Genomic DNA, 25,930 nt, shown 5'->3' with positions numbered 1-25,930 from the left:
TTTCTCTTCTTATAGTCGACCAACGCCCCAAGCAATTAACAGCGGTCATTAGTTCTGCTGTGGGGTTAGGTTTCTCATTTGCGGAAGTTGATATGAATTATAAAAACGGCTCTATCGGTATCGGGGTGTCTGCCCTTTTAGTGCTGTCAGTTCTGCGTTTGTCCACTAACCAACCCCCAACCCGGGAAGAGTTTGTAAAGTATCCATCTCTCCGGCAGAAGTGGTTCACGATATGCGACGCTCGCAGCAACCTTGCCGAGCTCAATGATGAAGGCTGCAAGCATTTACGCGAATGGCAGGCGGCCACCAAATTTCCCGTACTGGACAATTTGATGAATCAAAACCTGGGTAAATAGCTGGCGGCCATATGACTTTTTCAGTTGGCTGGAGCATCCAGCTGAAATCCGGAAGTCATCATCGCCCCCTACCTGCGCCCCTCAATGCTGCGCACCAACGCCCCAAAAAGCTCACCCCGCGGCATCTTGCTCAAGGGAATATTCGCCTTCTCGAACCACTCCCGATCCGCCTCTGGGTGCGGGCCGCTCAGCACCACTACCCCGTTTTCATAGGTGTAACGCGCTGCCGCCACATCACCATTCCGGTAGGTCGCAATGGTTGAAGAAGGCGAGGTCGCGTCAGGCTTGGGGAAGTAAGGCCCATCCTGATAAAAGACGCTATCGGCTTTCCCATCCCACACAACCTGCACCGCCGCGTCTGCAATGCCCGCGACCTCAAACCCAGGCCTGCCCGCCTCTGAATCAAGGTCGTAGGGTATCAGGCCAAAGTTGCTGTCGTCGGCCAGATAAGCACCCATACAAAGCCCCAGGTAGCGCCCACCCTGGGCGACAAAGTCACGAATGGCCTGCACCCGCGCATCCCCCAAACTATCAAGCGCCGCAGGGATGTCCTGACCGCCACCCGGTTGAACGTAGAGGTCATAACGAGCGAGGCTTTGCGGCGTGATGTCGATCGATTCATCGGCACCTACAAAGTCAATCTGCGCATTCGGGCGGGCGCGCAGCAGGGCTGTTTTGACATTCTCTGAACATCCCTCGCAGCCCGCCGGGCCTCGGTAGATAGCGACATGGGCGATGGGTGTCGCGGCGTGCACTGAGGAAGGAAGCAGTGTGAAAAACGCAAAAAGCGTCGCGGCGATGGCGTGCAGATTCATGGTTGTAGAGTCGTCTTAAAGCTGATTGGGTCCGATCGGACTTTGTGAGTCAAAGCCTAAAGCTAATAGCCACGTGAAGGCGTGAACATTTGTAAATCGGCCAGTGTTGCTTGGCGCAACATTTTCCAGGCTGGCCCAATACATCGGCTACGGATGTGTTTGGAGAAGGGCTATGCAAAGTGCAGTAACGCCGGATGGGTTGGCGTTGTTCGCTGCTTTTGTCCGATTGCTGCCATTGGTGACTGGCTGCAATCGGCCAGAAGCGGCCTCTGGCGGTCGCAGAAAGTCCCTTCAGCCGTGTGCGGCCAGGTCAGCGTATATGTCGAGACTGACAGCTCGGTGGTGGACGCATGGCTTAGCGTGCCGTTCGCTGTTCTTTACCCAACTCGTGAGCAATGAACCGGCCCGCCGTCTGTGCGGCGTCGATTAGCCGTTTGCGGGGCATGCCGTTACACGCCGCGGACGATAGCCCGCGCAGGGTAATCGAAAGGTAGTCAGTGAGGCATTGGGCTTTTTCGGGCAGTGTCAGATCAAGATAATTCCGAATCGCCTTGACGCCTCCGTCCGCCAGAGTTTGCGCCATCTGGCGGGCTACTTCGTCGTCCGCACGTGTGCCCTCGGTGACCATGCAACCGCGCAAGACACTGTCGTTTCCATACTGCTTCGCTGCCGCGACCAACAAGGCGGCGAGTGCTTCAGGCACTGGTCGGTCCGGCGCCAGCAGTTTGTCCAGCGGCAAAGCATGCTCGCGGGTGTAGCGCAGCATGGCCTTCTCGAATAACTCAGCCTTGCTGCCATACGCGGCGTAAAAGCTGGGCGGCTTGATATCCATGGCCTCGACGAGATCCGTGAGGCTCACCGCGTCGAAGCCGTGTTCGTGGAACATGGCTTGGGCAATGGCGACACCAGCCTCTCTATCGAAAGCAGGGCGGCGTTGGCGAATTTTGTCAGTCATGGTGATCTCGTTGGTGTGCTCGTGATTGTAGCGACCGCTATATCCTGGGGCAACTGCGCTGAGCTGAACGGCGGGATTATATAGCAACTACTAAATAGCTTGCGGCCTTCGCGAACGCTATGTAGTGTGCGCTATATAAATTCATTCGCCCTCAACACATACGGGAGTATCAGCATGCAGTTTCAAGACAAAGTCGTTCTCGTCACCGGAGGGTCCTCGGGATTGGGCCTTTCCATCGCCCAAGAGCTGGCAGGGCAAGGGGCCACGGTGGTGATTACCGGGCGTCGGCAGGAGCAACTGGAGGAGGCTTTATCGAAGCTCGGGGACCAGGCCAGCGCGGTGGTCGCGGACGTCTCGGTGATAGCCGATCTCGCTGTGCTATTTGACGTAATCAAGACTCGTCATGGCCGAATCGATGTGCTGGTCGCCAACGCCGGTATGGGTGAAATCGCTCCGCTTGGCAGCATCACCGAGGCCTATTTCGACCGAGTATTCAGCACCAACGTCAAGGGTGTGACCTTCACCGTTCAGGGCGCACTGCCTCTCATGGGCGAAGGCGGCAGCATTGTAATCATTGGTTCTACTGCCTCCATTGATCCCGGCCCCGGCCTCAGCGTGTACGGCGCCACCAAAGCAGCATTGCGCACGCTGGTCAGAAGCTGGACGCTCGATATCAAAGGCAGAGGGGTGCGCATCAACCTCCTGAGCCCGGGCCCTGTGGATACCCCGTCACTACGTCATATGCTAGCGGAACACGCTGAGGCCGTGATCGAGTCCCTGAGTGAGAAGAGCACCATCGGACGTATCGGTCAGGCCCATGAGATTGGCGCTGCCGTGGCCTTCCTGGCCAGTGATGCAGCCAGCTACGTCAACGGCGTCGAGCTGTTCGCGGATGGCGGGGCTTCGCAGTGTTAGATCACTGGATGGCTGTGCAGCCCGAGGTTTACCGCAAGTGTTGATCCCGTTTCGGCGCCAGCCACAAGACTGACAACTCGCTTATCAAAATCATTGCTCGTCAGACGCCAAATTGGATTATCGCCAAGGTCGTTTGCCGAGCGCATCAAATGTATGGCCGCCGCTATACATCCTTCCTTTGTGGGCTGAAGCCTAGGAGAGAGTCATGACTAACTCACCAGAAATCCTCGCACGTCTTGACGCCGAGAGCGCCATTCATCGTCTTCACGCTACCTACATCCATCGTCTTGACAGCGGAGATTTCGCGGGTGTGGCCGAAGTGCTTCAGCATGCGGTGATTCATGTGCTAGGCACTGAGGCCTCCACGGTTGAGGGGTTGCTGGGTTTTTTCGAGGCGGGTCTTCAGGTACACGCCGACGGTACGCCGCGCACTTGGCATTCGATCACCAACGTACTGATTGACGTCGCGCCTTCGGGCGATAAAGCGAGTTCTGAGAGTTACTACACCGTGCATCAGCAGCTCGACGGATTCCCATTGCAACCTATCTGCGCCGGCAAGTACCTCGACCAATTCGAGCTGCAGGATGGGGCGTGGCGTTTCACTCGTCGTGAGGTGACTTTGCGTTTTGCAGGCGACCTTCAGCACCACGTTAAAGGTGTTCAAAGTGATGCGGTCGCCCAAACCGCCTGACAGAACAAACAGGCTCTACGCTCAACTCGCGAGAGGGTTCGGGTGTGGGGCTCTGACTCTTCGAGTTGGCACCCCGCAGCCTTACAAACTAAAGAAAGAGCATCTTGAAATTCCAAGGACTACCACGATGACTATCAAACGACAGGCGCTCATCACCGGCGCCAATAAAGGCATTGGGCTGGCGATTGCCAAGGGACTTGCCGAGGCAGGGTTCTTTGTTTGGATAGGTGCACGCGATCAGCACCGAGGCGAGCAGGCCGTCGCCCAGTTACGTGATGCCGGGCTCGATGCAGGCCTCTTGGAACTGGACGTTGCGGTCGAAGACAGTGTGTACCGAGCCGCAGCGATGCTGTCTGAGCAAATAGGTGCACTTGATGTCCTGATCAACAATGCCGGGATTGCGGCCGACATGACCAAGGCACCCAGTGAGGTGCGAATGCAGGACATGAAAGCTGTTTACGAGGTCAATCTGTTTGGTCCGGTGCGCGTCACCCAAGCTTTCCTGCCCTTGCTGAAAAATGCCGCCCACGCCCGGATCGTCATGATGAGCAGCGGCGTCGGTTCGCTCACGTTGATAACAGATCCGACATCGATCTACTCGACCGTCAACCTTCTCGATTACACCTCGTCAAAAGTGGCACTGAATGCCGTAACGGTCTCCTTTGCGAAAGAGCTTGAGCCGCTGGGAATCAAAGTGAATGCCGTCGAGCCTGGGCATGTGCGGACCGATCTTAATGGCAACTCGGGCGTATTGACGCCTGAAGAAGGGGCGCAAATAGTCATCAAGATGTCGCTGCTGGGTCCCGATGGTCCAACCGGTGGCTTTTTTGGAAGTCACGGTAGACAGCCCTGGTAGTCAGATGAAAGCCAGCCGCGCGCGATGCCCAAGGGATTCGACTGTCCGCTGCTGGCCGAAAGTGGTCATCGACAGCTTTTCGTTGCTCACGCTGCACAACGCATTCACAAGAAATCACTGACCTGGAACGGTTTATCAGTCGCGAAAATCGATTCATAGAAGGTCGATGACTCAGCTCTTGTAGAGTAACGCCTCAACTACAACCCCAAACGCTGACGAATGTTCACGGCGATTGGGGTAGTAGAGATGGTAACCGGCAAAGGGTTGGCACCAATCTTCCAACACCCGCACAAGGCTACCGTCGGCAAGCTCCTTCGCCACCATGTCCTCTGGCAGGAAGGCCAAGCCACATCCCGCCACGGCCGCACGCAAAATTGGCACGCTGCTGTTGAATGTCCATTGGCCTTCGACGCGGGCCTTGAGTTCGTGGCCATCCTTTTCGAAATCCCATTGCATCAGGCTGCCGTGAGTCGGCAGGCGCAGGTTGATGCAGTTGTGCGCCGCCAGATCTCTCGGTTCCATCGGGTAAGGCCGCTGCTGGAAATACTGCGGTGAGCCGACAACGGCGATGCGTAACGATGGCCCGATCGGCACGGCGATCATGTCCTTGGCCACCTGATCACCCAGTCGAACACCAGCGTCATAGCGCTGCGCGACGATGTCGGCGAGGGCGTAATCGACGGTGATTTCGACCTTGATGTCCGGGTAGTCGGGCAGCACCTTCAGCAGCTTCGGCCAGAGAATATTGTTCGCCGCATGCTCGGACGCCTGAATCCGCACATTGCCGGCGGGGGTATCGCGAAACTCGCTGACTGCCGCCAGCTCCAGTTCAATTTCTTCAAAGCGCGGCGCCATCGCTTGATACAGGCGTTGGCCCGCCTCCGTTGGTGAAACACTGCGTGTAGTCCGCGTCAGCAAGCGCACGCCCAGCCGGGTTTCCAGTGCCCGCAGAGTGTGGCTCAGCGCTGACTGCGAAACGCCCAGTTGCGCGGCAGCACGGGTAAAACTGCCTTCGCGGGTGATGACCACGAAGGCTTGCAGGTCGTTGAGATTGGGGCGGGACATTTGATGAAAACCTCTCATGAGGAGCGCGTGATTATTCCATGAAAGCAGGTCGCGCACGGATGCGCGACCCTTGGTGCGCTGATCACAAGGTGCGTGAGTAAAAATCCGTCAGTTTGTCGATCGCCGCATCGACATAACGCGGCACCCAGTAGGTTTCAATGTGGGTGGCGCCATCGAGGATGAACACTTCCTTGTCGGTGGTGCCGGTGGCTTTGGGGAACGCATCCTGAGTCATGTACAGGCTGTCGGCCTTGCTGCCGGCGATCATCAGCAGCGGTTGATTGATCAACTCGATATGGTCGGTGGCGTCGAAACGCATCAGGTCAATAAGGCTGCTGGTGGTGTATTTGAAGGTCGAGTTCGGGTGCGCGTGGGTTTTCCAGTAGTACTCATAACCTTGGCGATACAGTTCGAAAGGCAGTTTGGCAATCTGCTCATCGGTGAGGTTGGCATCCCCCGAATACAGCACCGCGCCCCGCGCTGCTTCTTGCGCGCGGGCTGCTGATGCCTGTTGCAAACGTTGCTGGATGCTGTCCATTTGCGAGTCGTTGTAGCCGTTGCGGCGTACTCGACCCGAGTTGAACATGCTCACCGTTGCCAGGGATTTGAAGCGTTTGTCGGTTTGCGCCGCCGCCAACGAATAACCACCGCCGCCACAAATGCCGAGCAGGCCCAGACGATTGTCATCCACGCCAGCGAACTGGCTGATGAAATCGGCCATGCCGTGAATGTCTTCGATGCGATACGCCGGTTTATCGATGCTGCGCGGCTGACCACCGCTGGCGCCCTGATAGGCCGCATCGGCCGTGATGGTGATGTAGCCCTGTTCGGCGAGGCGCTGGGCATACAGACCGGCGACTTGCTCCTTTACGCCGCCATTTGGATGCGCAACCACCACGGTCGGGTAAGTCTTCTTCGCGTCGTAGTTGGCAGGCGTGTAGACGTTGGCGGCGATGTCCAGACCGTTGAGCTTATAGCTGACCGGGTGGATGTTGACCCTGCCCGGTTCGTTGCGGGTGATCGCGCCGTCGTAGGCGAGGGTGAATGGGTTCTTCTTGTAGTCGGCGGCCAAGGCTTCGCCTGCCGAGAGGCCGACCAATGCCGACATGAACGTGGCTTTGAGGGTGTTCTTCACGTGAAGCTCCTGAGCAAAAAAGGGCAGCAGTTGCAAAAGTGTTTGGGTCAGTCCAGCTGTTTTTCTTTGAGGAACTGCGCGACTAGGTCAGCGATCTGCACGTTGTTCAGATCCGACATGGGGAAATGGGTATTGCCGTGAATGCCAATCTCCGGCAGGTGTATCAGTCGCACATCACCGCCATGGCGATTGACCGCGTCACGCCAGAGCCGGGCCATTTTCAGGCGTGCGCGCCAACTGTCCTGAGCGGGCAGATCGACTGCCTGTTCCGGGATGTTGTCGCCGTACAGGATCAGAATCGGAATGCGCGTCAGTGCCATGAATTGCTCCATCGGCACCGCTGCGCCTTGCACCGTGTCGAACGCGCTGGGGATCGGCGCCGGCACTTCACCGTCAGCAAACACGAAACTGCTGCCCGGTTCGAACGCCACGATGGCTTTGACCTTGTCGTTCTTGATCGCCGTCAACCAGCCCGGCCCGCCGCCCTGAGAATGGGTAAACAGGATGCCGGGGCCGATTTTGTCGAACAGCGCCGACACACCATCGGAGACCACGCCCATGTCAAACGGCCCGGTGTTCGGTGTCATAGCCCTGAAAAACTGCTCGCGGGTCTGGGCGTCCTGTGCCACTTGCACGCCGTTGAAGTAGCGGGGCCAAAGGCCGATACGGAACTGGTTGAACCACAGTTGTTCGTCCGGCACAGGCTTGATGGTAGTCTCGACCATGCTGCGCCCGGCATCACCACGCCGGGGTTGATCGATCAGATAGACGCCGTAGTGGCGGCGCAGAAAGATGTTCTGAAAACCCTCGCGACCATCGGCGGTGGTTTCCCAGGTCTTGGAAAACTGACCTGCGCCGTGCCACATGACGATGGGCAGTTTTCGCGCGTCCACCGGGATTTGATAGAAGGCGTAGGCGTGGTCACCGTGGTAGGTCTGACCGTTGGGCGTCATCGGTTGGCGCGGGTTGAAGGTGCCCGGTGCCGTGGTCATCGTTCCGCCGGCGGCGAAGCTGCCTTGTTTCTGGATCAGCAGCGGGCCTTCGGAGTGGTTCGCGCAGGCCGCCAACAGGCTCAACAGCATGACGCTCAGCAGACGTTTTGCAGTTCTCATGTCACTTCCTCGACGCCGCGAGGGCTTGGACCAGCGCTGCGTTGGCCCGCTCGGCAGTCTGTGCATCGCCATGCTTTTTCAGCAGTTCGGTGACTAGGTGCAACTGTGCTGCGCTGAGCCCGACGCGCAGGCTCGCCGCCATGTGCGAGCGCAACTGAGGCTCGACCCCCGGCGTCGCTGCCAGCGCTCCGACAGTCGCCAATTCGCGACTTTGCCAGTCGAGGTTGTCGCGCTCGAAGATGTCGCCGAACAGGTGCGTTTGCAGGAACTGGTTGATCACTGGGGCGAACTCGAACACCGGGCCTTTGACCGGGGCGCCGGAGATTTTCGTTTGATTCGCCGTACCCGCTGCCAATAGCTCATCCCCCACCGGTATCACCCGGCTCGGCTCACGCCCCGGCGCATCGTCAAGGCCGCGTTGTTTGCGCGCCTGCACCACGGTCATCAATTCATTCAAGGCGTTGAGGCTGCGCGGGAAGCCGACGTAGGCGTAGAGCTGCACGAGGACTTCGCGGGTTTCGCTAATGGTCAGGCCGGCATCAAGCCCTTGGTTGAGCGCCGTGTTGAGGTTGGGCATGTCGCTGGTCGCCATGAACGCCGCGATCAGTGGAATGGCTTGTTGCTGGCTCGACAAGCGGGCTGCGCTGGCGGGTGTGCTGGTCATGGTGGGCGAAGCCTCGGCTGCTTGAGTGGTGACGCTGAACATCGCCCCGACGCTCAGGCAGAGCGCCATGAGTGTGGGGAGGGCAGTGCGGTTGCGGGTGTCAGTGATCATCGTGAAGGGCTCCATCCATTGCGGGGCGCTGCGGTGTTGCTGGATCGTAAGGAGGATGGTTGTGGCGATTAACCCCGAAATAGCGCATGGACTCATGAGCAGAACTCATGAGTCGACGTGCGATAACCGCTGGAATCCCGGTGCGGGCAGGTTGTTACGGGGCATTGAGGTTACGTGGCGGTTCGCCGCGAACGTGCCGGTCGAGCAGCTTCGACACATTCCGTAACTTTATTGGCCGGCGTATTGCGCCTCCGAGACCTGCTCCGCCCAGGTGACGGTCTTGCCATCCTCGGCTTCAGCGATGGCGATGTGGGTCATGCCGTTGCTGGCCGTGGCGCCGTGCCAGTGACGGGTGTTCGGTGGAATCCAGACAGTGTCGCCCGGATGGATCTCCTGACGCGCGCCACCCTCTTGCTGCACATAGCCGACGCCGGCAGTGACGATCAGCGTTTGTCCCAGCGGATGGGTGTGCCACGCCGTGCGTGCGCCGGGTTCGAAGGTCACCGTGCCGCCACCGATGCGCGCGGGCGCTTCACCTTTGAACAGGCCATCGACGCGTACAGAGCCGGTAAAGTTTTCCGCTGCGCCCTTGATCGAAGGCTGGGATCCGTTCGGCGTAACGCGGATTTCGCTGGCGGCCTGGGACTCTGCCGCCATCAGTGACAAAGCAACGAGTGGCGCAATCAATCGGTTCATCGGATGAGTTCTCCGGTCAGACAGAGAAAGCGACGCCGCACATGGCGCCGCGTCGGGCAGACTCAGAGTCCGGTCATTTTCAGTGCCGACTCCGGCAGACGTTCGCCGTGCACCCGAATCTGTGCCATCTGTTCGTTGATCACGCGCAGATCGTCGCCGTTCAATTGCAGCTCGACCGCGCCCAGGTTTTCTTCCAGGCGATGCTGTTTGGTCGTGCCCGGTATCGGCACAATCCACGGTTTCTGTGCGAGCAACCAGGCCAGTGCCACTTGCGCCGGCGTGGCGTGTTTGCGTTGCGCGACGGCTTTCACCACATCGACCAACGCCAGATTGGCCCTGCGCGCTTCAGGGGAAAAGCGCGGGACGAAATTGCGGAAATCGCTCGCGTCGAACTGCGTGTTCTCGTCGATCTGACCGGTGAGGAAACCGGCGCCCAGCGGGCTGAACGGTACGAAGCCGATCCGCAGTTCTTCCAGCACGGCTAGCAGTTCCAGCTCCGGGCCACGCCAGAACAGCGAATATTCGCTTTGCACCGCCGTGACCGGTTGCACCGCGTGGGCCCGGCGAATGGTTTCCACACCCGCTTCAGAAAGGCCGAAATGCTTGACCTTGCCCTCGGCGATCAGATCCTTGACGGTGCCGGCCACGTCTTCGATGGGCACCTGGGGATCAACGCGGTGCTGATAAAACAGGTCGATGCAATCGGTGCGCAGACGCTTCAACGCCGCTTCGGCCACGGCGCGTATATGCTCCGGGCGGCTGTTGGTGCCGCCGCCACGTGCGCCGGTGATCAGGTCGATATCGAAACCGAACTTGGTGGCGATGACGACCTGCTCGCGGATCGGCTGCAAGGCCTCCCCCAGCAGCTCTTCATTGGCGAACGGGCCATACGCTTCGGCGGTGTCGAACAAGGTGACGCCTTGCTCGTGGGCCGAACGAATCAGCTTGATCATGCTGGCTTGGTCGGCTGCCGGCCCGTAGGCCGACGTCATGCTCATGCAGCCAAGACCCAAGGCGGACACTTCCAGGCCATTACCCAACGTGCGGATTTTCATGGAGTTACTCCGTACAGAATTCGATTAGTGCGTGAGAGGGTGATCTTTCAGCCAGCCGTTCACGCGTTCCATGGTCTTGCGCTCCTGCTCACCCTCCATCACAAAACCTTCCAGCACTTTGGCCTTCGGCGCATGCTTGACCAGCACACGGCGGCTGTTGCCCAGGCCATATCCACCATGGGTGTTGAAGGGGATGAGGGTCTTGCCGGTCAGATCGTGGGCGCTGAGGAATGCGCGCACGATCGGCGGGGCGGTTTCACCCCAAATCGGAAAGCCGAGATAGATCGTGTCGTAGTCGCTGAGGGCGTGAACCGTGTTTTGCAGCTCGGGTTCGAAGCCACTGTCACGTTCCTGGCGCGCCTGTTCCACGGTTTGCAGATAGTCCTCGGGGTAGGCGTGGGCGGGGCGAATCTCGAACAGATCGGCACCCAGTCCACGCTGGATCAGCCCGGCGACCACGCGGGTATTGCCCGAGCGCGAGAAATACGCGACCAGAATCCGCGAGCCCGAACGCGGTGTTTCACTGGCGCCTTGCGCGTCGGCGAGCGACAGCAGCGGGGCGCTGGCCAGTGCGGCGATGACCGTGCGCCGCAGCGGATCGTGATCGGTACTCATCGACCGACGCGCGCCTTGAGAGCCTCGGGATAGCGCTCGCCTTCGATGCGGATCTGCGCCAGCGCGGTATCAATGGCCTTGAGTTCGGCAGCGTCGAGGGTGATGTTCACGCCGCCGAGGTTTTCTTCCAGGCGATGCAGTTTGGTCGTGCCCGGAATCGGCACAATCCAGGGTGCCTGCGCGAGCAGCCAGGCCAGCGCGATCTGGGCCGGTGTCGCTTGTTTCTGCGCAGCAATCTGACGGATCAACACCACCAGACCCTGATTTGCCTGCAGCGCCGACTGGCTGAAACGCGGGACGATGCTGCGGAAGTCGTCACTGCCATAAGTGGAATCGGCCGACACCGTGCCGGTGAGAAAGCCTTTACCCAATGGACTGAACGGTACGAAGCCGATGCCCAGCTCCCAAAGGGTCGGCAGGATTTCCAGCTCAGGCTCGCGCCACCACAGCGAGTATTCGCTTTGCAGCGCCGTGACCGGCTGTACCGCATGGGCGCGACGAATGGTTTGCGCGCCTGCCTCCGACAGGCCGAAGTGCTTGACCTTGCCTTCGCCAATCAAGTCCTTCACTACGCCGGCGACGTCTTCGATCGGCACGTCCGGATCAACGCGGTGTTGGTAGAGCAAATCGATGTAATCGGTCTTCAGTCGACGCAACGAACCCTCGACGGCTATTCGAATACGTTCGGGCCGGCTGTCCAGAGTCTGCTTTGTATTGTCGGCGCCGACGGCGAAGCCGAATTTTGTCGCGATCACGACCTGGTCGCGAACTGGCGCCAGCGCCTCGCCGACTACTTGCTCATTGATATAGGGGCCGTAGAATTCGGCGGTATCGAAGAACGTGACGCCTCGTTCAACGGCTGAGCGGATCAGTGCGATGGCTTGTTCGGTATCCGTGGCCGGGCCATAGCCATGGCTCAGACCCATGCAGCCGAGGCCGAGGGCGGATACTTCGAGTGAACTGTTGCCGAGTGTGCGTTTGTGCATGTTGATCTCCCGTTGGGCGTGGGGAGACAGTAAGCGCGCTAACGACTGAGGACTAGACGGGTAAATCGGCAAGGCTTCATGAGGTTTGCTCATCAGTCCCGGAAGAGAGGAGCTGGCGAAGCTGGCAGTATCAGCCCCAAGGAGGGGAGATCAAGGTTGATCCAGACGCGGCCATTTTGCATGTGAAACAGCAGGATCAGTCATGTGATTGCCCTTATCGGCTCGTACTGCCCGCCTTCAATCGTCAATTGTCCTGGTTCCAACCGGGACGTGCTTAACCACCATTAGCCCGGTTGACCTGCCAACGCGTGGAACGACCCGCTATGCCGGCAAGTCTACCTGTATCTACTCATGGGTAAGGTACAGCGCAATGGATAAGACAATCACCGTCGATCAACTAGCGACCACCGACCTTGGATCAATCAACGAAATATGGCTTGGCGGGACGCATACCCAGCTATGCCTATGGCGTGGCGAACAGGTCTTCACCCACGAGATGATGAGCGAGGGCACCCACGATCAGAATGTCCAACGCCTGTGCTTGCAGTTGGTCAACCCTGACGATCAAACCGCCGTAGCCAGCGTCGAGGTAATTGTGCGCGAACGGCTGAAAAAAATGGGGAAGGAGGGCGAGTTTTATCCCGCAGAGGAGGCTGATACTCATCAATAAGAAGAGGGGTATCGGTCATTCAGGGGGAGTTGATCCAAGGCCTGTTGTCGCTTGGAGGCGTATCTTTCGATGAGGATCCTGGAACGCTTAGGGTGACTCACTCAATTCAGTAACCCCATGGAGCAACCAACAGGTTATGGATATCGAATTTCGCGGTAATGGCATGCGTGATAACCCGTCTGTAGGTACATGAATCGCCCCTGATTTCATAGGCGCGTTATGGATTCAACCGGTTTGTGTAGCCATCCAGGTCAAAAAACGATGGAGCTGAGTCGTAAACTTCTTCGGCTTGGCATCCGGGTTCCTTGCCTGGGACAAGAAAAAAGAGATCTGCATTCTCATACTCGGGTAATGCTGAACAAACTGCTCGACAAGCTCTTCCAGTGTTTGCGGCCACATCAGGTCCTGTTCAGAGCGAAGCACTTGAGTTGACCGGATGAGTTTGCGCGAAGCTTCTCGCTGCAAGCGTAGCGATTGCGTCGGTGTGGTCGCCTGGTCGATAAGGTCTGCATACCGGGTCAGTACGGATTCAAAGTCACCATTCACGGCAATGGCGATATCGCGCGACGGCTTGAACCGGTCGAAGCGTTGGGTCAGATCATTGCCCCATAAGCAACGACAGTGATGCTTGAGCCAATACCCCCAGCTCAATCGATTGTCAGGTGCCAATACTTCAGCACGACTACCGATATCGAAATCGATCTTGGTGACTTCGGCATGCCGACTTTCCAGCGTGCGCCTTTTCGACTCCAGCATTTCCAGATCCTGCGACGTAGGAGGGCTGTGCAGAATAAGGGTTAGGTCAAGGTCAGAACCCCCCGGCACGGCGTCGCCTCTCGCGACACTGCCATAAAGATAAATCCCGTCCAGCACAGGTTCCGGCTGCGCGAGCGTCATGCAAACGTCCGTCAGCAAAGCCTGAAACTGTGGCTGCATCTCGACGTTGGACACGGTGAGGATATAACCGTCCGCATCAGTGCCACGAGGTTGGAGTTGTTCCATGAAGCCGTCCTTGAGTTGCGTTCAGTAAAAATCGGGGTCAAACCCCATCAAGACGTGCGCCGGCCTTCCAGGCTGGAAAACACATGCATACCCGCCAGCATCGCCACTACGAAGATGAGAATTTGCCAGTGCCCGGTAAACAGAAGGGCGACCGCAGGCCCAGGGCAGATACCCGAGAACAAACACGCTGACGGACAGCCCGATCAGTTCCTGCACAGGAGAGTCGGTGAGGGTTGTTGCTCAGCGAACCATCATAACCATCCGTGCGGGGCTGGGTCTGCGCAAGTCAGATTTTGCTGCCGCCCCCCATGGAATGGTGAAGCCCTGCTTCCAGTACTAAAGGAGGTGTCAATGCCCGCTAAAGGACCATTTCGGTCTGACGCCATAGGTTTAGGCTCAGCTTTGTGATCGTCAACGATGACAACAAGAGGCGCCGCATCACCTGCGAGATGAGTAGAAAACCTCACTGACTCCCGTGTCTCCATAATAAAAAGAGGATTTATCATGAGTAGCACCTTCTTCATTCCTTCCGTGAACATGATGGGCATTGGCAGCCTCGACGAGGCGATGCTCGCAATCCGCAAGTACGGATTCCGCAAAGCCTTGATCGTCACCGATGCCGGCCTGGCCAAAGCCGGCGTGGCGGCCAAGGTCGCCGGCCTGTTGGCCCAGCAAGACATCGACTCCACCCTGTTTGACGGCGCCAAACCGAATCCGACCGTCAGCAACGTGGAGAAGGGCCTGGAACTGCTGGCCCGCAGCGACTGTGATTTCATTATTTCCCTGGGCGGCGGTTCACCCCATGACTGCGCCAAGGGCATTGCCCTGTGCGCCGCCAACGGCGGGCACATCAGCGACTACGAAGGCGTGGACCAATCCGCCAAGCCACAAATGCCACTGATCGCCATCAACACCACCGCCGGCACAGCGAGTGAAATGACGCGTTTCTGCATCATCACCGACGAAGTCCGCCATGTGAAAATGGCCATCGTCGACCGCAACGTCACCCCCCTGTTATCCGTCAACGACCCTTCGCTGATGGCCGCCATGCCCAAAGGCCTGACCGCCGCCACCGGCATGGACGCACTGACCCACGCCGTCGAAGCCTACGTGTCGACGGCGGCCACACCGATCACTGATGCCTGCGCACTCAAAGCCATCGAATTGATCTCGGCCAACCTGCGCACCGCCGTTGCCCAGGGTGACAACATGACCGCCCGGGAAAACATGGCCTACGCGCAATTCCTTGCCGGCATGGCCTTCAACAATGCTTCGCTGGGTTACGTGCACGCCATGGCGCACCAACTGGGCGGTTTCTACGACCTGCCTCACGGCGTGTGCAACGCGATCCTGCTGCCCCATGTGTCGAGCTTCAACGCCAGCGTATGCCCGGCCCGGTTTAAGGATATCGCTCATGCGATGGGGGTTGAGACTCAGCAACTGGATGCGGAGAAGGGCGCTGCGGCGGCCATCGCGGCGATCCGCAAGCTGTCTGCGGATGTGGGGATTCCGAGCGGGCTCGTTGAGCTGGGTGTGAAGGCTGACGATATTCCGACCCTGGCAACCAATGCCATGAAAGATGCCTGCGGCTTTACCAATCCGCGTCCTGCCAATCAGGATGAGATTGAGCAGATTTTTCATACGGCGATGTGATTGATGTGAATTGATGCTGGAGAGAACGCCCCGCCTTTGGTTGAAGTGCGGGGTGTTTTGGTTTTGTTCACCGATAGGGTTGGAGTGGCTCACTGGCTGGCCGTCTTGTGCCCGTCGCGAGACGGAAGAAAACGACCCAAAGCGGTCTGTCAGCTGCTTAAAGATCGGCCAAATCGACGATGGCGAGGGGGCATCCTGTGAAGTCACTTGCCTATCTGCTTGGCGTTACAGCACGATGCCGGCTTAAGAGTTAGGACAGGCCCGATGACTAAGCCCCTCGAACAAGAAATCTCAATGTGAACTCACCAGACTACACGGCTAAGGGCGAAGACCTCGGCAACCGCATGATGAAGGTCGACCATGCGGGCGAGCATGGTGCGATCTGTATCTACAGTGGACAGTTTTTTATGGCCCGGCTTTTCGTCCCGGGCATGGTGAATGAACTTAAGGAGTTCCTCTCCCACGAGCGCCGCCATCGGACGGTCTTTCAGAAGGAGCTGCAACGTCGCAATTATCCCCGCTGCCGTAGTTATTGGTTGTGTGGCATCGGCGGTCTGGCGTTGGGTCTGGTTACTGGCATCTGTGGCCGCAAAGCCATTGTCGCTTCTACCGTCGCGGTTGAAAGTGTTGTGCTCAAGCACCTGGCTCATCAACTTGATGTGCCGCGTGATATCGATCTCCATGCGGTGGCTGCCATTACTTCGATTGTGGAGGAGGAGCAGCACCGTCATGACCACTCAGCAGCGCAGATTGATGTGCGCGATCCCTGGTTCAGGGTACTGGCACCGATGGTGACTGCATGGACTGAAGCGATAATCTGGATGGGTATGCGTTCTTAGAAAACAGGTGTAAATATCCCAGTTTCACTGTCTCGATTTAGACCGCCATTGATACACGAACGTTACCTGAAGGATCTAGTTTGAATCCGAATCTCATAATTTTTAAAAACAATGGTGGTCTCACCCCGATTTCCGCCGATTGGATTCAAAAAAACTGTAGTGCGGTGATGGCAAAGTAGTATCATGTGCCGGGCGCATGGAATTTTACAATTATGTGTCCAGCACGATTTGAAGCCAACTGACATACACAGAAAGGATGCTATGAGCAAATCATCTCTCACCCCTAAGTCTAGTTCAAAAGATCCTTCAGTTTTGAGCGATATATTCAAGCTCATATTAGTCTTGGTAGCGGTTTTCTCCATTTGGTCAGGGGCTTGGTACTGGATTGATGGACATATAAATGTTGGAGGCATTACAGAGAATATTGCAGCTAGAGGCCAGTTCGGCGACAAATTTGGTGCAGTGAATGCCCTATTTGCGGGGTTCGCTTTTGCGGGGATCATCTTTACAATTTTTATGCAGAATCGGGAGTTAAAGCAGACGAAGTTAATGCTGGAAGAGCAACTAAAAGACTCGAACAAGCAAAGGTTTGACAGTACTTTTTTTCAGTTGCTAGCTTTGCATAATGATATAACTTCCAAGCTTTCCGATATTGAAGCCCGAGGTCGCGAAGCTTTTCGCTCGTTTCATGCTCGCATAATACTTTCTGATCCAGACTTTCGCTGCTACCCAGCTCTACAGAAATTGGATCGTGAAGAAATTCGTCGAGTCAAAGATGCCAAAATTATTATTGAAGAAGCAGGAAAGAAGCTCGATTCCGCAGACATCTCCAATCTTCAAACTAGTTTAGAAGAAGGAGTTGCAAGTCTTGATAATTATCTAGATGACTCATTGCCGCTTCAAGAAAGAAAGATACGTCACGCTTATACGAAAGCAGCAGAGCTGCATGTGGATAACTATTCTCATTATTTTCGTAACTTGTATCACACCTTGCGGTACATTAAAGAATCACCTTTAATAGAAGAGTCTGAACGGTCGCAGTACGCTAAATATGTGCGCTCCCAGCTTTCGGAGCCAGAGTTACTTTGCCTTTTCTATAATTCTTTAACGAAAGTCGAGCTCCCCGGTAGAGAAAAAATGGAGCTTGGATACCCAAAAATGGGCAGGCTTCTTTATCACTTTGATATATTGCAGAATTTACCCCCGCGAAGTCTGTTGCACCCCTCGCACTCAAAAATATTCGAAGCAAACTATGCGGAGGTGGCATAATGTCACAGCGCGAGCCCAAGCCAGAAGTGTATAGACTTGAAGAGCTTGCAATGCTTGTAAAGTCTGGCGATATTAAGTTGCCAAAGTTTCAGCGGTCTTTTGTCTGGCGACGAGGCGACATGTTGAAGCTCTTGGATAGCATTTATAAGGGCTATCCAGTTGGGAGTTTGTTACTTTGGAATAGCTCGCAGCGCTTGAAAAGTGAGCGCGATATCGCTGGGTTAAAAGTTGACGAGGACTCAACTATATATCCAACAAGCTATTTGCTAGACGGGCAACAGCGGCTTACAACTATCTGTGGAGCACTTTACTGGGATGGAGGCACTTCCAGCAGTATGTGGAATATCCATTTTGATTTGGAAACGGAAGAGTTTGTTCACCCAAAGAATCAAGATAGCACGTCTACGTATCCGCTAAACCAACTTCTAGAGACGCACAAATTTATCAAGCAATGCATGAAGTTTGCACACCACGAGAAACAATTAATATACACAGAAAGGGCAGAGCGTCTGCTACGGACAATAAAGGATTATAAGATTGCTGTTGTTAAAATTGGCGATATGTCAATCGAGCAGGTCGCTCCGATTTTTGAAAGGATAAATAGCACCGGGCGAAAGCTCACGATCGTGGATCTGATGATGGCGGCGACCTGGAGTAATGGATTCGATTTGTCTTCTGAAATCCAAAAAATCCAGGGCGTATGCGTTGATATTGGATTTTCAGGGTTGTCAGAGCAAGTCATATTGCGCTCAATTGCGGCGTCTGCGGACTTTGGCGTTAACAAAGACGATATCCAGCGCCTTAGGACTCTTAGCCCTGACCAGCTCAGCGCGGCAGCGAATACGTGTAATGCGGCGATTTTTAAATCCGTTAGCTGGCTTACAAATGAATTACTAATTCGGGACGCGAACTACCTACCTTATGGGCTGTTTTTTACCTATTTGGTAGAGTTTTTTCGGTGCAATCCCAATCCATCAGAACAGTTGTTGGGAGAACTCAAAGCATGGTTTTGGTTTACCTCGACGACGCTTTACTTTGGAGGGGCTAGCACGGGCGACATATCTCGCGAACTGATAAATATTAGAGAGTTTTCGACAGGCATTCGCACGCAGCTATTCAAGAGAAATCCAATAAATATTGGCAATTTGATTTATGATAAATTTAATTTAAAAAATGCGAGCAGTATTGCTTTTTGTTTGATTCTGATTTCCAGAAGACCTAAATCAAACCTTTCAGGTAGAGAATTAGATCCAGAGATATTGACAGAAAAAAACGCTAAGCTTTTTGGGAGGATTGCTCCGACAGAAATTGAAGATCTTAATATCTCGGCAATCATCGATCCTTCAAAAAGCCTTAGTGTCATAGTCGGGGAAGGTGTTGACGTATCCGAGCATCTGCTGGACGCACAATGCTTGAAGATGATCGCTGATGGTGATTCTGATGGTTTTACGTGGGCGCGTTCGGGACTAATTGCCGATGTAGTTACACTGCTAACCGGGTGTGAGTGCTTATTAACTCTCCCTGATTTGCCTCCTGAAATAGACGACTCAGAAAATGATTTAGAATAGAACGCGTATGGCGCTTTTTTCGGAAAAAGCGCCAATTTTTCTATATATACGAAAATTGCGCAAAATTGGCGTCAGACCACATTTAAAATAATGGTGGTCTGACTTCCTTTTACGCCTAATATAAATTGCTGGGCTAGCTCAGATTTTATTTTACCTCTAGCCGATGCTGGCCAGTATTCACCAAAGCTGCGGAAAAATAAACTCAATAGCTGTCTTGGAGAGTTGTAGCTCGAATTTCTTGTTTCTTTTCGTAGCTATAAGCCCTTCTGCGAGCATTTGTTTAAATATAGGTCTAAGCGTTTGTTCGCCCTTTCCTAAATGTTTGCAAATGTCGGCCCGACTTAATGCTCCTCGATCTAGGAGCAGTCTATATATGTCCCGCGCTACAATTTTAAGTAGCGGCAGTGGCTCGCCAGATACATCAGGTAGCCCGCCTTTTGCTCGCATCTCAAAGTAGTAATCAATTCGAATGCAGAGTTTTCTTGGCTCAAATAACCCAGAGAAAAATTTTACCTGATCCAGAGCGGTATCAATAAAGTATTTTGTGAAGTGTAATAGGCCCTCATCTGAAAGAATGCCGCGACCATCCGACATCCCTTGACGCGGCATGTCCGCTCTTGCTAGAGCAGCATAATAACTAGCAGTGTCTCTACCGAATCCACGGGTTATAGACCACAATCCATAACCTCCGAAGCCGGCGCATCGCATGTAACAATCAGTGAGCAGTCGAATAACTCGACCATTGCCATCTTGAAATGGGTGTATCCAGGCAAGACGGTGATGAAGCGCAGCGGCTGCAATAACCCGATTGGTGGCAAAAATTTTACTGGGATCGAACTGCTTCTCCAGCCATGCCATATAGCCGTTAAGCTCTTGTGGGTCAGGAGGAATGTGTCTACCGACACGAACACCATGATCACGGTATTCACCTGGTACGATCAAAAGCGGCTGAGCATTGTCGTCTAGGACATCTCGCCCATCTAAATCTTTAACCCGCATAAATTCTTCAGGAAGATTCTTATAAAAAGACTTATGTATATCTTTGATGAAATCTTGGGTGCAGACTTCAGAAAGGTTTACAGAGTTTTTTTTAAGCTTTATTTGTACTTCGAGATGTGCCAATAACTCCATGATTGCCTGGGAGCGCCCTCCGGCCTTTGGACCTGTCGCTTCTTGTGCATTTAACAGATCTTTGGGGTGAGTGGGGTTCCCTTCAATCTTGTTACTGTAAAAGCAGTTAACCTGGCGCAGCAACCATTCGGTTGAGTGCCGAATTGACTCTGGGATTATTTGATTCAAAGCAGCGTCTGCCTGAATGAGTTCCAAGAGTCTATCTTGGTAATCACCGAGTTTCTCAGGGGTGATGTATGGCGTGATCGATATCATTTTTTCCCCAGCACTGATTTCTCAGTGTCTACTTTCTCATCGTACTTGCAGATTTGCAAAAAGCTGTTCTTAGAATAGCAGTAGCCGCTAGGTAAGCACCACGTATTGTATAAGACCGATTTTCGAAGGAGTCCACGGTTCGTAGACACCGCGAATGCCTGATTCTGGCCGATCCTGTTGAAAAATTCGGGAATAGTTTCCACGGTAGAACAATACGCGCTTGAGGCTGAAATCTTTACTTTGTGCGGAGGGGGCCGAGCTCAGATTTCGCATGGCTGCGCGCAAAAAAGGCGTGTTCAACAGCTAGCGTGCAGTCAGTCTGGAAGGCCCAACTTTTTCAACACAATCAGCCGAAGGCCGCCATTGAGTGCGGCATGAGTGGCCACTCACTCGGATGAAGGCAGCAACTCCATCGTCGCCGAGTCGTTGTAGGCACCTACAACGACTCGGCGACTAATCGATTGAGCTAGTTGAAAATCCTGGGCCAAGCCCGGCTTCAGCTACACGGCACCTCCCGATCCATCAACTTCCCCATCAACAACACCCCCAACTCACTAAGCTGGTGAGTCGCCAACGCCACATCACGGTCTTTCCCGCTCAGCTCATCCGATAGATCAAGCAGCAACGCGCTGACCGAGGCAAAGGTTTCATAGCTATTGGTAATCAGACTTTCACTGCTGGCATCAGCAGCCACACTGAACAACGCACCCGACGGCGGGGCGGTTTTGGCGGAGGGGGGATTGAGATAGTGATCCAAGGCACGTTGCGCGGCTTGGTTGAGTTTCAAATCGGGAGATCCCGGAGGATTCGGCGTTACCTTGAACATCGTTAAGTTCCTTGCTCGGGCTTCCACCCCGTTGCTACTAAACGAGGGGGTGGCAGCTGTACGCAGGTTAGTAGACCGGGGGAACCTAACAAAAACCGGCGCGCCCGAGGGCGCCCTACGCACAGCCACCATCAAGCACAGACAAGGACGTCCGACAGATGAAGCTAATGCACACGTTAGGTTGGACCTCGGGCTACTAAACCCGATCACTGAGTTTTCAGCGACCGAGCAACCTTAGAGACGCCCACCCAGGTGCACAAGCCGGCGGATTCTGACGCAACTGTAGGCAATGGAGCAAGGTGCGGTGCTCACTGCCTCCAGCCACGGGACTGAATTCAATCAGTCCCGTTTTCCTCGATTAAGCAGGCTGAGCCGCCAGGCTATTACTCACCTTGCGCCCCAACACCAGCACCGTCACAAACCCGGCGCCCACCAACGCGGTCGCCAAACTCAACAGCACCGACGTCCCCATCTTGTCGACAATCTGCCCGCCAAAGAACGAGCCCACGGCAATGATCACCTGAAACAACGCGACGAACAGCGGCATGCCACGCTCCACATCCTTGGGCGCAACCACAAACATCCAGATACTCGCGCAGGCCGGGAAGGCACCGAAGGCGAAGCCCCACAGTGCGATCAGCATTACTGCGCCGCTCATGCCGGTGGCGAAGTAGGGGAACAGGGCGGTGCTGGTGCCGATCATCAGCGCCACCAGCAGCAAGGTGTGGCGCACGCTGCGGTTGGCGGCAAAGCCGGCGAAGACGTTGCCCATTACGCCGGCCACGCCGTAGAGCAGCAGCAGGGAGCCAATGGTCGGGCCGTCGAAGCCGGAGCTGTTTTTGAAGAACGGCGCGACGTAGGTGTACGCGGCAAAGTGGGCCAGGCCGATCAGCAATACGGCGATCAAGCCAACCCGTGCTTGTGGGTTGATGAACAGGGCCGGCAGGTCGGCGATGCGAATGGCTTTTTCCGGTTCGAGGCGGGGCAGCAGGAACATCTGTGCCAGCAGTACCGGTATGCCCACCAGTGCGGTGACGAGGAAGGTCATGCGCCAGCCCATCAGGCCGCTCAGCCAGGTGCCGACGGGTACGCCGAGGACGGTGGCCAGGGTCACGCCCATCATGATGATCGAGGTGGCTTTCGCGACGCCCACGCCCTTGGGCGCCAGGCGGCCGCTGAGGGCGATGGCGGTGGCCCAGAAGCCGCCGATGCTGATGCCCAGCAGGACGCGGCCGAACAGCAGCAGGCTGAAGTCGCTGGCGTAGGCCACCACCATGTTGGCGATGATCATGATCAGGGTCAGGCCGATCAGCAGGTAGCGACGGTCCATGGCGCCAATGCCCACCGACAGCAACGGGGCGGCGAGGGCGGCCATGATGCCGGGCAGGGTGACCATTAGCCCGGCGTGGCCGGCGCTGATGCCGAGGTCGGCGGCGACGTCGTTGAGTACGCCTACCGGCAGGAACTCGCTGGTGACCAGGGCGAAGGCGCCCACGGCAACGGAAAGAATCGCCAGCCACTGCTGCAGGACGGTTTGTTGATTATGTTCGGGGAGGCCGCTAGGGGCCCGGCTTGCGCTTGGCATGGTGTCGGGTTCCGGGAGGAGATTTCGCCTGCGGGCAGACGGGAGGGAGAAAGTGGAGGCGATTATAGGAATGGGTTTTGGTAAGCCAATAGGCGACCGGTTCGATAGTAATCATCAGTCTCGTTGATAAGACTGCCTGCGTAGAGCGTTCTCTTCCGTGTAGACCCTCTCGATTGCCCATGGCCCGACTCCGCGCGTAATCCGGCCCGATCCCGCGCGCCAGAAAAAATCCCCCGCTGCATCCTGAGCCTCGGCATGTCGGTTTTGCTGACGTGCCGAAGCGTTTCAAGGCCGATCAAACAATAATAAAGAGGTGCTTATGCCCGTGCTTCATCGCCCTTCATCCCCGGTTGAACGCAGCGCGCTTCATGTGTTGGTGTGTGCGTCGACACTTGCGCTGTCGTTAACCGCCTGCGCGGCCACCCCGGATCCCGCGAAGCCTTATCCCCATGCACAGGAACCGATCGGCGACGTGCAGGCCATCTATGACGGCAGGCTCAGCGAGGACTTGGCGGTCACTACCTTCCGTAATACCGACCGATTGTTCCCGACGCGCACGATCAAGGCGGGCGGCCATCCGTTCCCGTTACCTCGTAGCAGCCAGCCACTTGGGCCGGTTGCCTTTGACTATAAAGGCAAGCATTACAGCCTCGATGACTACGTGGCGATCAACCGGGTAACCGGGCTGTTGGTGCTCAAGGACGGCAAGATCGTTGATGAGCGTTATGAAAAAGGCAACACCGCCGACACCCGGTGGATGTCGATGTCGGTGGCCAAGTCCATCACCTCGACGCTCGTAGGCGCGGCGCTGCAGGACGGCTCCATCAAGAGCCTGGATGACAAGGTCACCCGTTATTTACCCGCGTTGGCCGATAGCGGTTATGACCAGGTCACCGTGCGCCAGATCCTGTCCATGCGCTCCGGGATCAAGTGGAACGAGCAATATACCGACCCTACCTCGGACGAGCGCCACTTGATCAAACTGCGTAGTGAACAAGTGCCCGGGTCGCTCCTCAAGTTCATGGCCAGCCTGCCCACCGCTGCGCCGCCTGGCACTCGCACCAACTACAGCACCGGTGAAACTCAAGTGTTGGGGCAACTGGTGAGCGCTGCGGTGGGCAAGCCACTGACGCAATACCTGAGCGAGAAGATCTGGGCGCCTTACGGCATGCAAACCGATGCCAAGTGGTGGCTGGATGGTCTTAATGGCAATGAAGTGGGCGGCAGCGGTATCAGCGCGACGCTTGAGGATTACGGGCGTTTTGGGCAGTTCGTGCTTAGCGGTGGCAAGGCCGGTGGGCAGCCAGTGTTGCCTGAAGGCTGGTTGAGTTTTGCCAGCGCGACTACGGGTTCAGATGCGGCGTATGGTGACTTTGCGTCCATGTGGTGGCCAGGTTGGACCGACGCCTCCAAAGCGGATAAAGCCTTTACGGCGGCCGGTACGTTTGGTCAGTACCTCTACATCAATCCGACCAGGAATGTGGTGATTGTGGTGTGGCAGGCGCAGACCAAACCCACGGGTGGCAAGGTGATCGACGATATGTTTGCCTTTGATGCGGTTGCCAAAGCGCTTCAGTAACCGCGAAGTACCTGTGGCGAGGGAGCAAGCTCCCTCGCCACAGGTTATGGGCTACTCAGGTAGTGTGTACCTCACATCGCCGCCCGCAACGAGCGCGGTGAAAGCCCGTAATGCGACTTAAACCTCACCGCAAACCGCGACGCCGACGCATACCCGCACGCACTGGAAATCTCCCCGATGGAATCCCTGGAGGTTTGCAGCTGTTGCAACGCCGCCCCCAGCCGAACATTTTCCAGGATGGCCCTGAAGCTCGCATCCTCATTGGCCAGTTGCCGACGCAACGTCGATTCCCCCAGATTCAGCTGCTGCGCAACCGTGGCAACGGTCCAGTCCCTGGACAGGTTGCTGCCGATCAACCGCTGCACGCGTTCACTCAAGGGGTCGTTGCGATCCATCAGCAACGGTCCCGCCTGGCCGGCCAGGCACAGGCAGAGCAACACGGCCTCGCCATAGTGGGTGCACAAGGCCGACGGGGCGCCGGTGCTCAGTGCGGTCAGCAGTTGGTCCCAGGCTTGTCGGGTCTGTTTGTCCAGGCGTACGCACAGGTCGGCATGCATGCTGCCCTTGAACTGCGCGCCATACCGGGCAACGAAGTTACGCAACACCGTCACCGGAAACGACACCACATCAGCGATGTAGTCACCCTGGGCACCGGGAAAATTGGTCACCCCAAGCTCGCGGCCCGCCGGCAGTAGAATCAGGTGCTGTGGGCCGGCGCGCATTTCGCGCTCATCCCACTGCATCAGTTTTTGCCCCTGGCGCACGCGGCAAAGGGCGCTCATGAAGACCGGCACGCGTTGCAGGGTGTGATGTTGCCGGGCCCTGATCACGCAGCTTTCGATGATGCTTTCCCGGTGCCGCAGACCTTCGTGAACATCCATCGTGACTAGCGTCCGTAAGGGGCCGTGATTGTGGCCTTGGCCAGGCTGTTGGCATTGAGCATGTAGCCGACCAGGGCGCCGCTGGATTGATTGTCGATCGGCAGGGTGGCGACTTTCAACGCCCACACGGTGAATTGATAGCGATGCGGTTTATCACCCACGGGCGGGCAGGCGCCGCCGAAGCCGGGTTGGCCGTAGTCCGTGCGGCCTTGCACCGCCCCGGCCGGCAGGTGGGTGCCCACGTTACTCGGCAGGCTGGAGACGGTGTCGGGCAGGTTCACCACCGTCCAGTGCCACCAGCCGCTGCCGGTCGGGGCGTCGGGATCGTAGACGGTGATGGCGAAGCTTTTGGTACCCGCCGGGGCGTTGGCCCAGGACAGGGCAGGGGAGGTGTTGCCGCCGCTGCAGCCGAAGCCGTTGAATTCCTGCAGGTGCGTCAGCGGGCGTTGGTCGGCAATGTCCGGGCTGTTGAGTGAGAAGCTGGCGGCGTGTCCGCTGGCGGCCATGATCAGGGTGATCGCGGGGGCAAGTGCTTTGAGTTTCATTGCGGTGATGTCCAGGCGTGGTTTGAGCCTTGATCCTAAACAGCGCGTAGGCACGGCACTGCGCCGAAGCGCTCGATGATTGTGCCGAAACGCTCTGCCC

The 25,930-nt window shown here is 56.4% G+C and carries 26 protein-coding genes and 1 pseudogene; 10 read left to right on the top strand and 17 right to left on the bottom strand.

The window, feature by feature from the left end:
- Positions 1-92 precede the first annotated feature (92 nt).
- Positions 93-356, top strand: coding sequence for a hypothetical protein (locus HX814_RS13750; RefSeq protein ID WP_083853185.1), 264 nt, complete (start codon positions 93-95; stop codon positions 354-356).
- Between the two features lie 68 nt (positions 357-424).
- Here HX814_RS13750 and HX814_RS13745 read toward each other — a convergent pair whose 3' ends face one another.
- On the bottom strand, positions 425-1,171 hold the full coding sequence (locus HX814_RS13745) for a BPL-N domain-containing protein (protein ID WP_177008680.1): 747 nt from the start codon (positions 1,169-1,171) through the stop codon (positions 425-427).
- 355 nt (positions 1,172-1,526) lie between these two features.
- Positions 1,527-2,126, bottom strand: a complete 600-nt coding sequence (locus HX814_RS13740; protein WP_177008679.1) for a TetR/AcrR family transcriptional regulator — start codon at positions 2,124-2,126, stop codon at positions 1,527-1,529.
- Between the two features lie 174 nt (positions 2,127-2,300).
- Here HX814_RS13740 and HX814_RS13735 point away from each other — a divergent pair, with 174 nt between their 5' ends.
- The 3 genes from HX814_RS13735 to HX814_RS13725 all read left to right on the top strand — a co-directional run bounded on the left by HX814_RS13735 (position 2,301) and on the right by HX814_RS13725 (position 4,588).
- Positions 2,301-3,041, top strand: coding sequence for an SDR family NAD(P)-dependent oxidoreductase (locus HX814_RS13735; RefSeq protein WP_177008678.1), 741 nt, complete (start codon positions 2,301-2,303; stop codon positions 3,039-3,041).
- A gap of 205 nt (positions 3,042-3,246) precedes the next feature.
- Positions 3,247-3,732 (top strand): nuclear transport factor 2 family protein, encoded by a 486-nt coding sequence (locus HX814_RS13730; RefSeq protein ID WP_177008677.1) that lies wholly within the window; start codon positions 3,247-3,249, stop codon positions 3,730-3,732.
- A 127-nt stretch (positions 3,733-3,859) separates the two neighbouring features.
- On the top strand, positions 3,860-4,588 hold the full coding sequence (locus HX814_RS13725; protein WP_177008676.1) for an SDR family oxidoreductase: 729 nt from the start codon (positions 3,860-3,862) through the stop codon (positions 4,586-4,588).
- A gap of 171 nt (positions 4,589-4,759) precedes the next feature.
- On the opposite strand, the gene HX814_RS13720 is transcribed toward HX814_RS13725, so the two are convergent.
- The 8 genes from HX814_RS13720 to HX814_RS13685 all read right to left on the bottom strand — a co-directional run bounded on the left by HX814_RS13720 (position 4,760) and on the right by HX814_RS13685 (position 12,027).
- Positions 4,760-5,653: a LysR family transcriptional regulator gene (locus HX814_RS13720; RefSeq protein WP_003209726.1), complete on the bottom strand. Its 894-nt coding sequence runs from the start codon at positions 5,651-5,653 to the stop codon at positions 4,760-4,762.
- An 82-nt stretch (positions 5,654-5,735) separates the two neighbouring features.
- Positions 5,736-6,788 carry an alpha/beta hydrolase gene (locus HX814_RS13715; protein WP_134326300.1) on the bottom strand — a complete coding sequence of 351 codons (1,053 nt, stop codon included), beginning with the start codon at positions 6,786-6,788 and terminating at the stop codon, positions 5,736-5,738.
- A gap of 47 nt (positions 6,789-6,835) precedes the next feature.
- Positions 6,836-7,780 carry an alpha/beta fold hydrolase gene (locus tag HX814_RS13710; protein WP_173406085.1) on the bottom strand — a complete coding sequence of 315 codons (945 nt, stop codon included), beginning with the start codon at positions 7,778-7,780 and terminating at the stop codon, positions 6,836-6,838.
- Between the two features lie 121 nt (positions 7,781-7,901).
- Positions 7,902-8,675 carry a carboxymuconolactone decarboxylase family protein gene (locus HX814_RS13705; RefSeq protein ID WP_003209734.1) on the bottom strand — a complete coding sequence of 258 codons (774 nt, stop codon included), beginning with the start codon at positions 8,673-8,675 and terminating at the stop codon, positions 7,902-7,904.
- Positions 8,676-8,903: 228 nt separating this feature from the next.
- Positions 8,904-9,371, bottom strand: a complete 468-nt coding sequence (locus HX814_RS13700) for a cupin domain-containing protein (RefSeq protein ID WP_008432610.1) — start codon at positions 9,369-9,371, stop codon at positions 8,904-8,906.
- A 62-nt stretch (positions 9,372-9,433) separates the two neighbouring features.
- Positions 9,434-10,426 carry an aldo/keto reductase gene (locus tag HX814_RS13695; RefSeq protein ID WP_008432612.1) on the bottom strand — a complete coding sequence of 331 codons (993 nt, stop codon included), beginning with the start codon at positions 10,424-10,426 and terminating at the stop codon, positions 9,434-9,436.
- A 24-nt stretch (positions 10,427-10,450) separates the two neighbouring features.
- A complete protein-coding gene (locus HX814_RS13690) occupies positions 10,451-11,041 on the bottom strand; it encodes a flavodoxin (protein ID WP_102605912.1) in 591 nt (196 codons plus the stop codon).
- Complete coding sequence (locus tag HX814_RS13685; protein ID WP_177008675.1) at positions 11,038-12,027, bottom strand: aldo/keto reductase; 990 nt, start codon at positions 12,025-12,027, stop codon at positions 11,038-11,040. Before HX814_RS13685 ends, HX814_RS13690 begins: the two co-directional genes overlap by 4 nt.
- A 370-nt stretch (positions 12,028-12,397) precedes the next feature.
- Here HX814_RS13685 and HX814_RS13680 point away from each other — a divergent pair, with 370 nt between their 5' ends.
- Positions 12,398-12,697 (top strand): hypothetical protein, encoded by a 300-nt coding sequence (locus HX814_RS13680; protein ID WP_087694689.1) that lies wholly within the window; start codon positions 12,398-12,400, stop codon positions 12,695-12,697.
- Between the two features lie 225 nt (positions 12,698-12,922).
- Here HX814_RS13680 and HX814_RS13675 read toward each other — a convergent pair whose 3' ends face one another.
- Together HX814_RS13675 and HX814_RS31505 are read right to left on the bottom strand one after the other, a co-directional pair.
- Positions 12,923-13,699, bottom strand: a complete 777-nt coding sequence (locus HX814_RS13675) for a nucleotidyltransferase domain-containing protein (RefSeq protein WP_177008674.1) — start codon at positions 13,697-13,699, stop codon at positions 12,923-12,925.
- 47 nt (positions 13,700-13,746) lie between these two features.
- A pseudogene (locus HX814_RS31505) lies at positions 13,747-13,875 on the bottom strand (DUF6691 family protein); the annotation flags it as partial.
- A 328-nt stretch (positions 13,876-14,203) separates the two neighbouring features.
- Between HX814_RS31505 and yiaY the strand changes: the two are divergent.
- The 4 genes from yiaY (at position 14,204) to HX814_RS13655 (ending at position 19,028) form a co-directional block, all read left to right on the top strand.
- Entirely contained in the window at positions 14,204-15,352 is a 1,149-nt protein-coding gene (gene yiaY, locus HX814_RS13670) for an L-threonine dehydrogenase (protein WP_177008673.1), read from the top strand.
- 296 nt (positions 15,353-15,648) lie between these two features.
- A complete protein-coding gene (locus tag HX814_RS13665; RefSeq protein ID WP_371318522.1) occupies positions 15,649-16,191 on the top strand; it encodes a demethoxyubiquinone hydroxylase family protein in 543 nt (180 codons plus the stop codon).
- 261 nt (positions 16,192-16,452) lie between these two features.
- Entirely contained in the window at positions 16,453-17,460 is a 1,008-nt protein-coding gene (locus HX814_RS13660) for a putative phage abortive infection protein (protein WP_177008672.1), read from the top strand.
- On the top strand, positions 17,460-19,028 hold the full coding sequence (locus tag HX814_RS13655) for a DUF262 domain-containing protein (RefSeq protein WP_177008671.1): 1,569 nt from the start codon (positions 17,460-17,462) through the stop codon (positions 19,026-19,028). Before HX814_RS13660 ends, HX814_RS13655 begins: the two co-directional genes overlap by 1 nt.
- Before the next feature lie 177 nt (positions 19,029-19,205).
- Here the strand turns inward: HX814_RS13655 and HX814_RS13650 are convergent, their stop codons facing one another.
- The 3 genes from HX814_RS13650 to HX814_RS13640 form a co-directional block, all read right to left on the bottom strand.
- A complete protein-coding gene (locus HX814_RS13650) occupies positions 19,206-20,414 on the bottom strand; it encodes a Fic family protein (protein ID WP_177008670.1) in 1,209 nt (402 codons plus the stop codon).
- A gap of 496 nt (positions 20,415-20,910) precedes the next feature.
- On the bottom strand, positions 20,911-21,240 hold the full coding sequence (locus tag HX814_RS13645) for a DUF6124 family protein (RefSeq protein ID WP_177008669.1): 330 nt from the start codon (positions 21,238-21,240) through the stop codon (positions 20,911-20,913).
- A 358-nt stretch (positions 21,241-21,598) separates the two neighbouring features.
- The gene (locus tag HX814_RS13640; RefSeq protein WP_003209751.1) at positions 21,599-22,825 is read right to left on the bottom strand and encodes an MFS transporter; all 1,227 of its coding nucleotides are present in this window, start codon (positions 22,823-22,825) and stop codon (positions 21,599-21,601) included.
- Positions 22,826-23,144: 319 nt separating this feature from the next.
- Here HX814_RS13640 and HX814_RS13635 point away from each other — a divergent pair, with 319 nt between their 5' ends.
- Complete coding sequence (locus HX814_RS13635) at positions 23,145-24,404, top strand: serine hydrolase (RefSeq protein ID WP_177008668.1); 1,260 nt, start codon at positions 23,145-23,147, stop codon at positions 24,402-24,404.
- A 71-nt stretch (positions 24,405-24,475) separates the two neighbouring features.
- Here the strand turns inward: HX814_RS13635 and HX814_RS13630 are convergent, their stop codons facing one another.
- Together HX814_RS13630 and HX814_RS13625 are read right to left on the bottom strand one after the other, a co-directional pair.
- The gene (locus tag HX814_RS13630; RefSeq protein WP_177008667.1) at positions 24,476-25,285 is read right to left on the bottom strand and encodes an AraC family transcriptional regulator; all 810 of its coding nucleotides are present in this window, start codon (positions 25,283-25,285) and stop codon (positions 24,476-24,478) included.
- A gap of 5 nt (positions 25,286-25,290) precedes the next feature.
- Positions 25,291-25,830: a YbhB/YbcL family Raf kinase inhibitor-like protein gene (locus tag HX814_RS13625; RefSeq protein WP_177008666.1), complete on the bottom strand. Its 540-nt coding sequence runs from the start codon at positions 25,828-25,830 to the stop codon at positions 25,291-25,293.
- Positions 25,831-25,930: the final 100 nt, after the last annotated feature.

It is taken from the genome of Pseudomonas sp. C8002 (genome assembly GCF_013385765.1).
GTDB lineage: Bacteria > Pseudomonadota > Gammaproteobacteria > Pseudomonadales > Pseudomonadaceae > Aquipseudomonas.
Note: the sequence above shows the minus strand (reverse complement) of the source record. Positions and strands in the feature narration are given on the sequence as shown.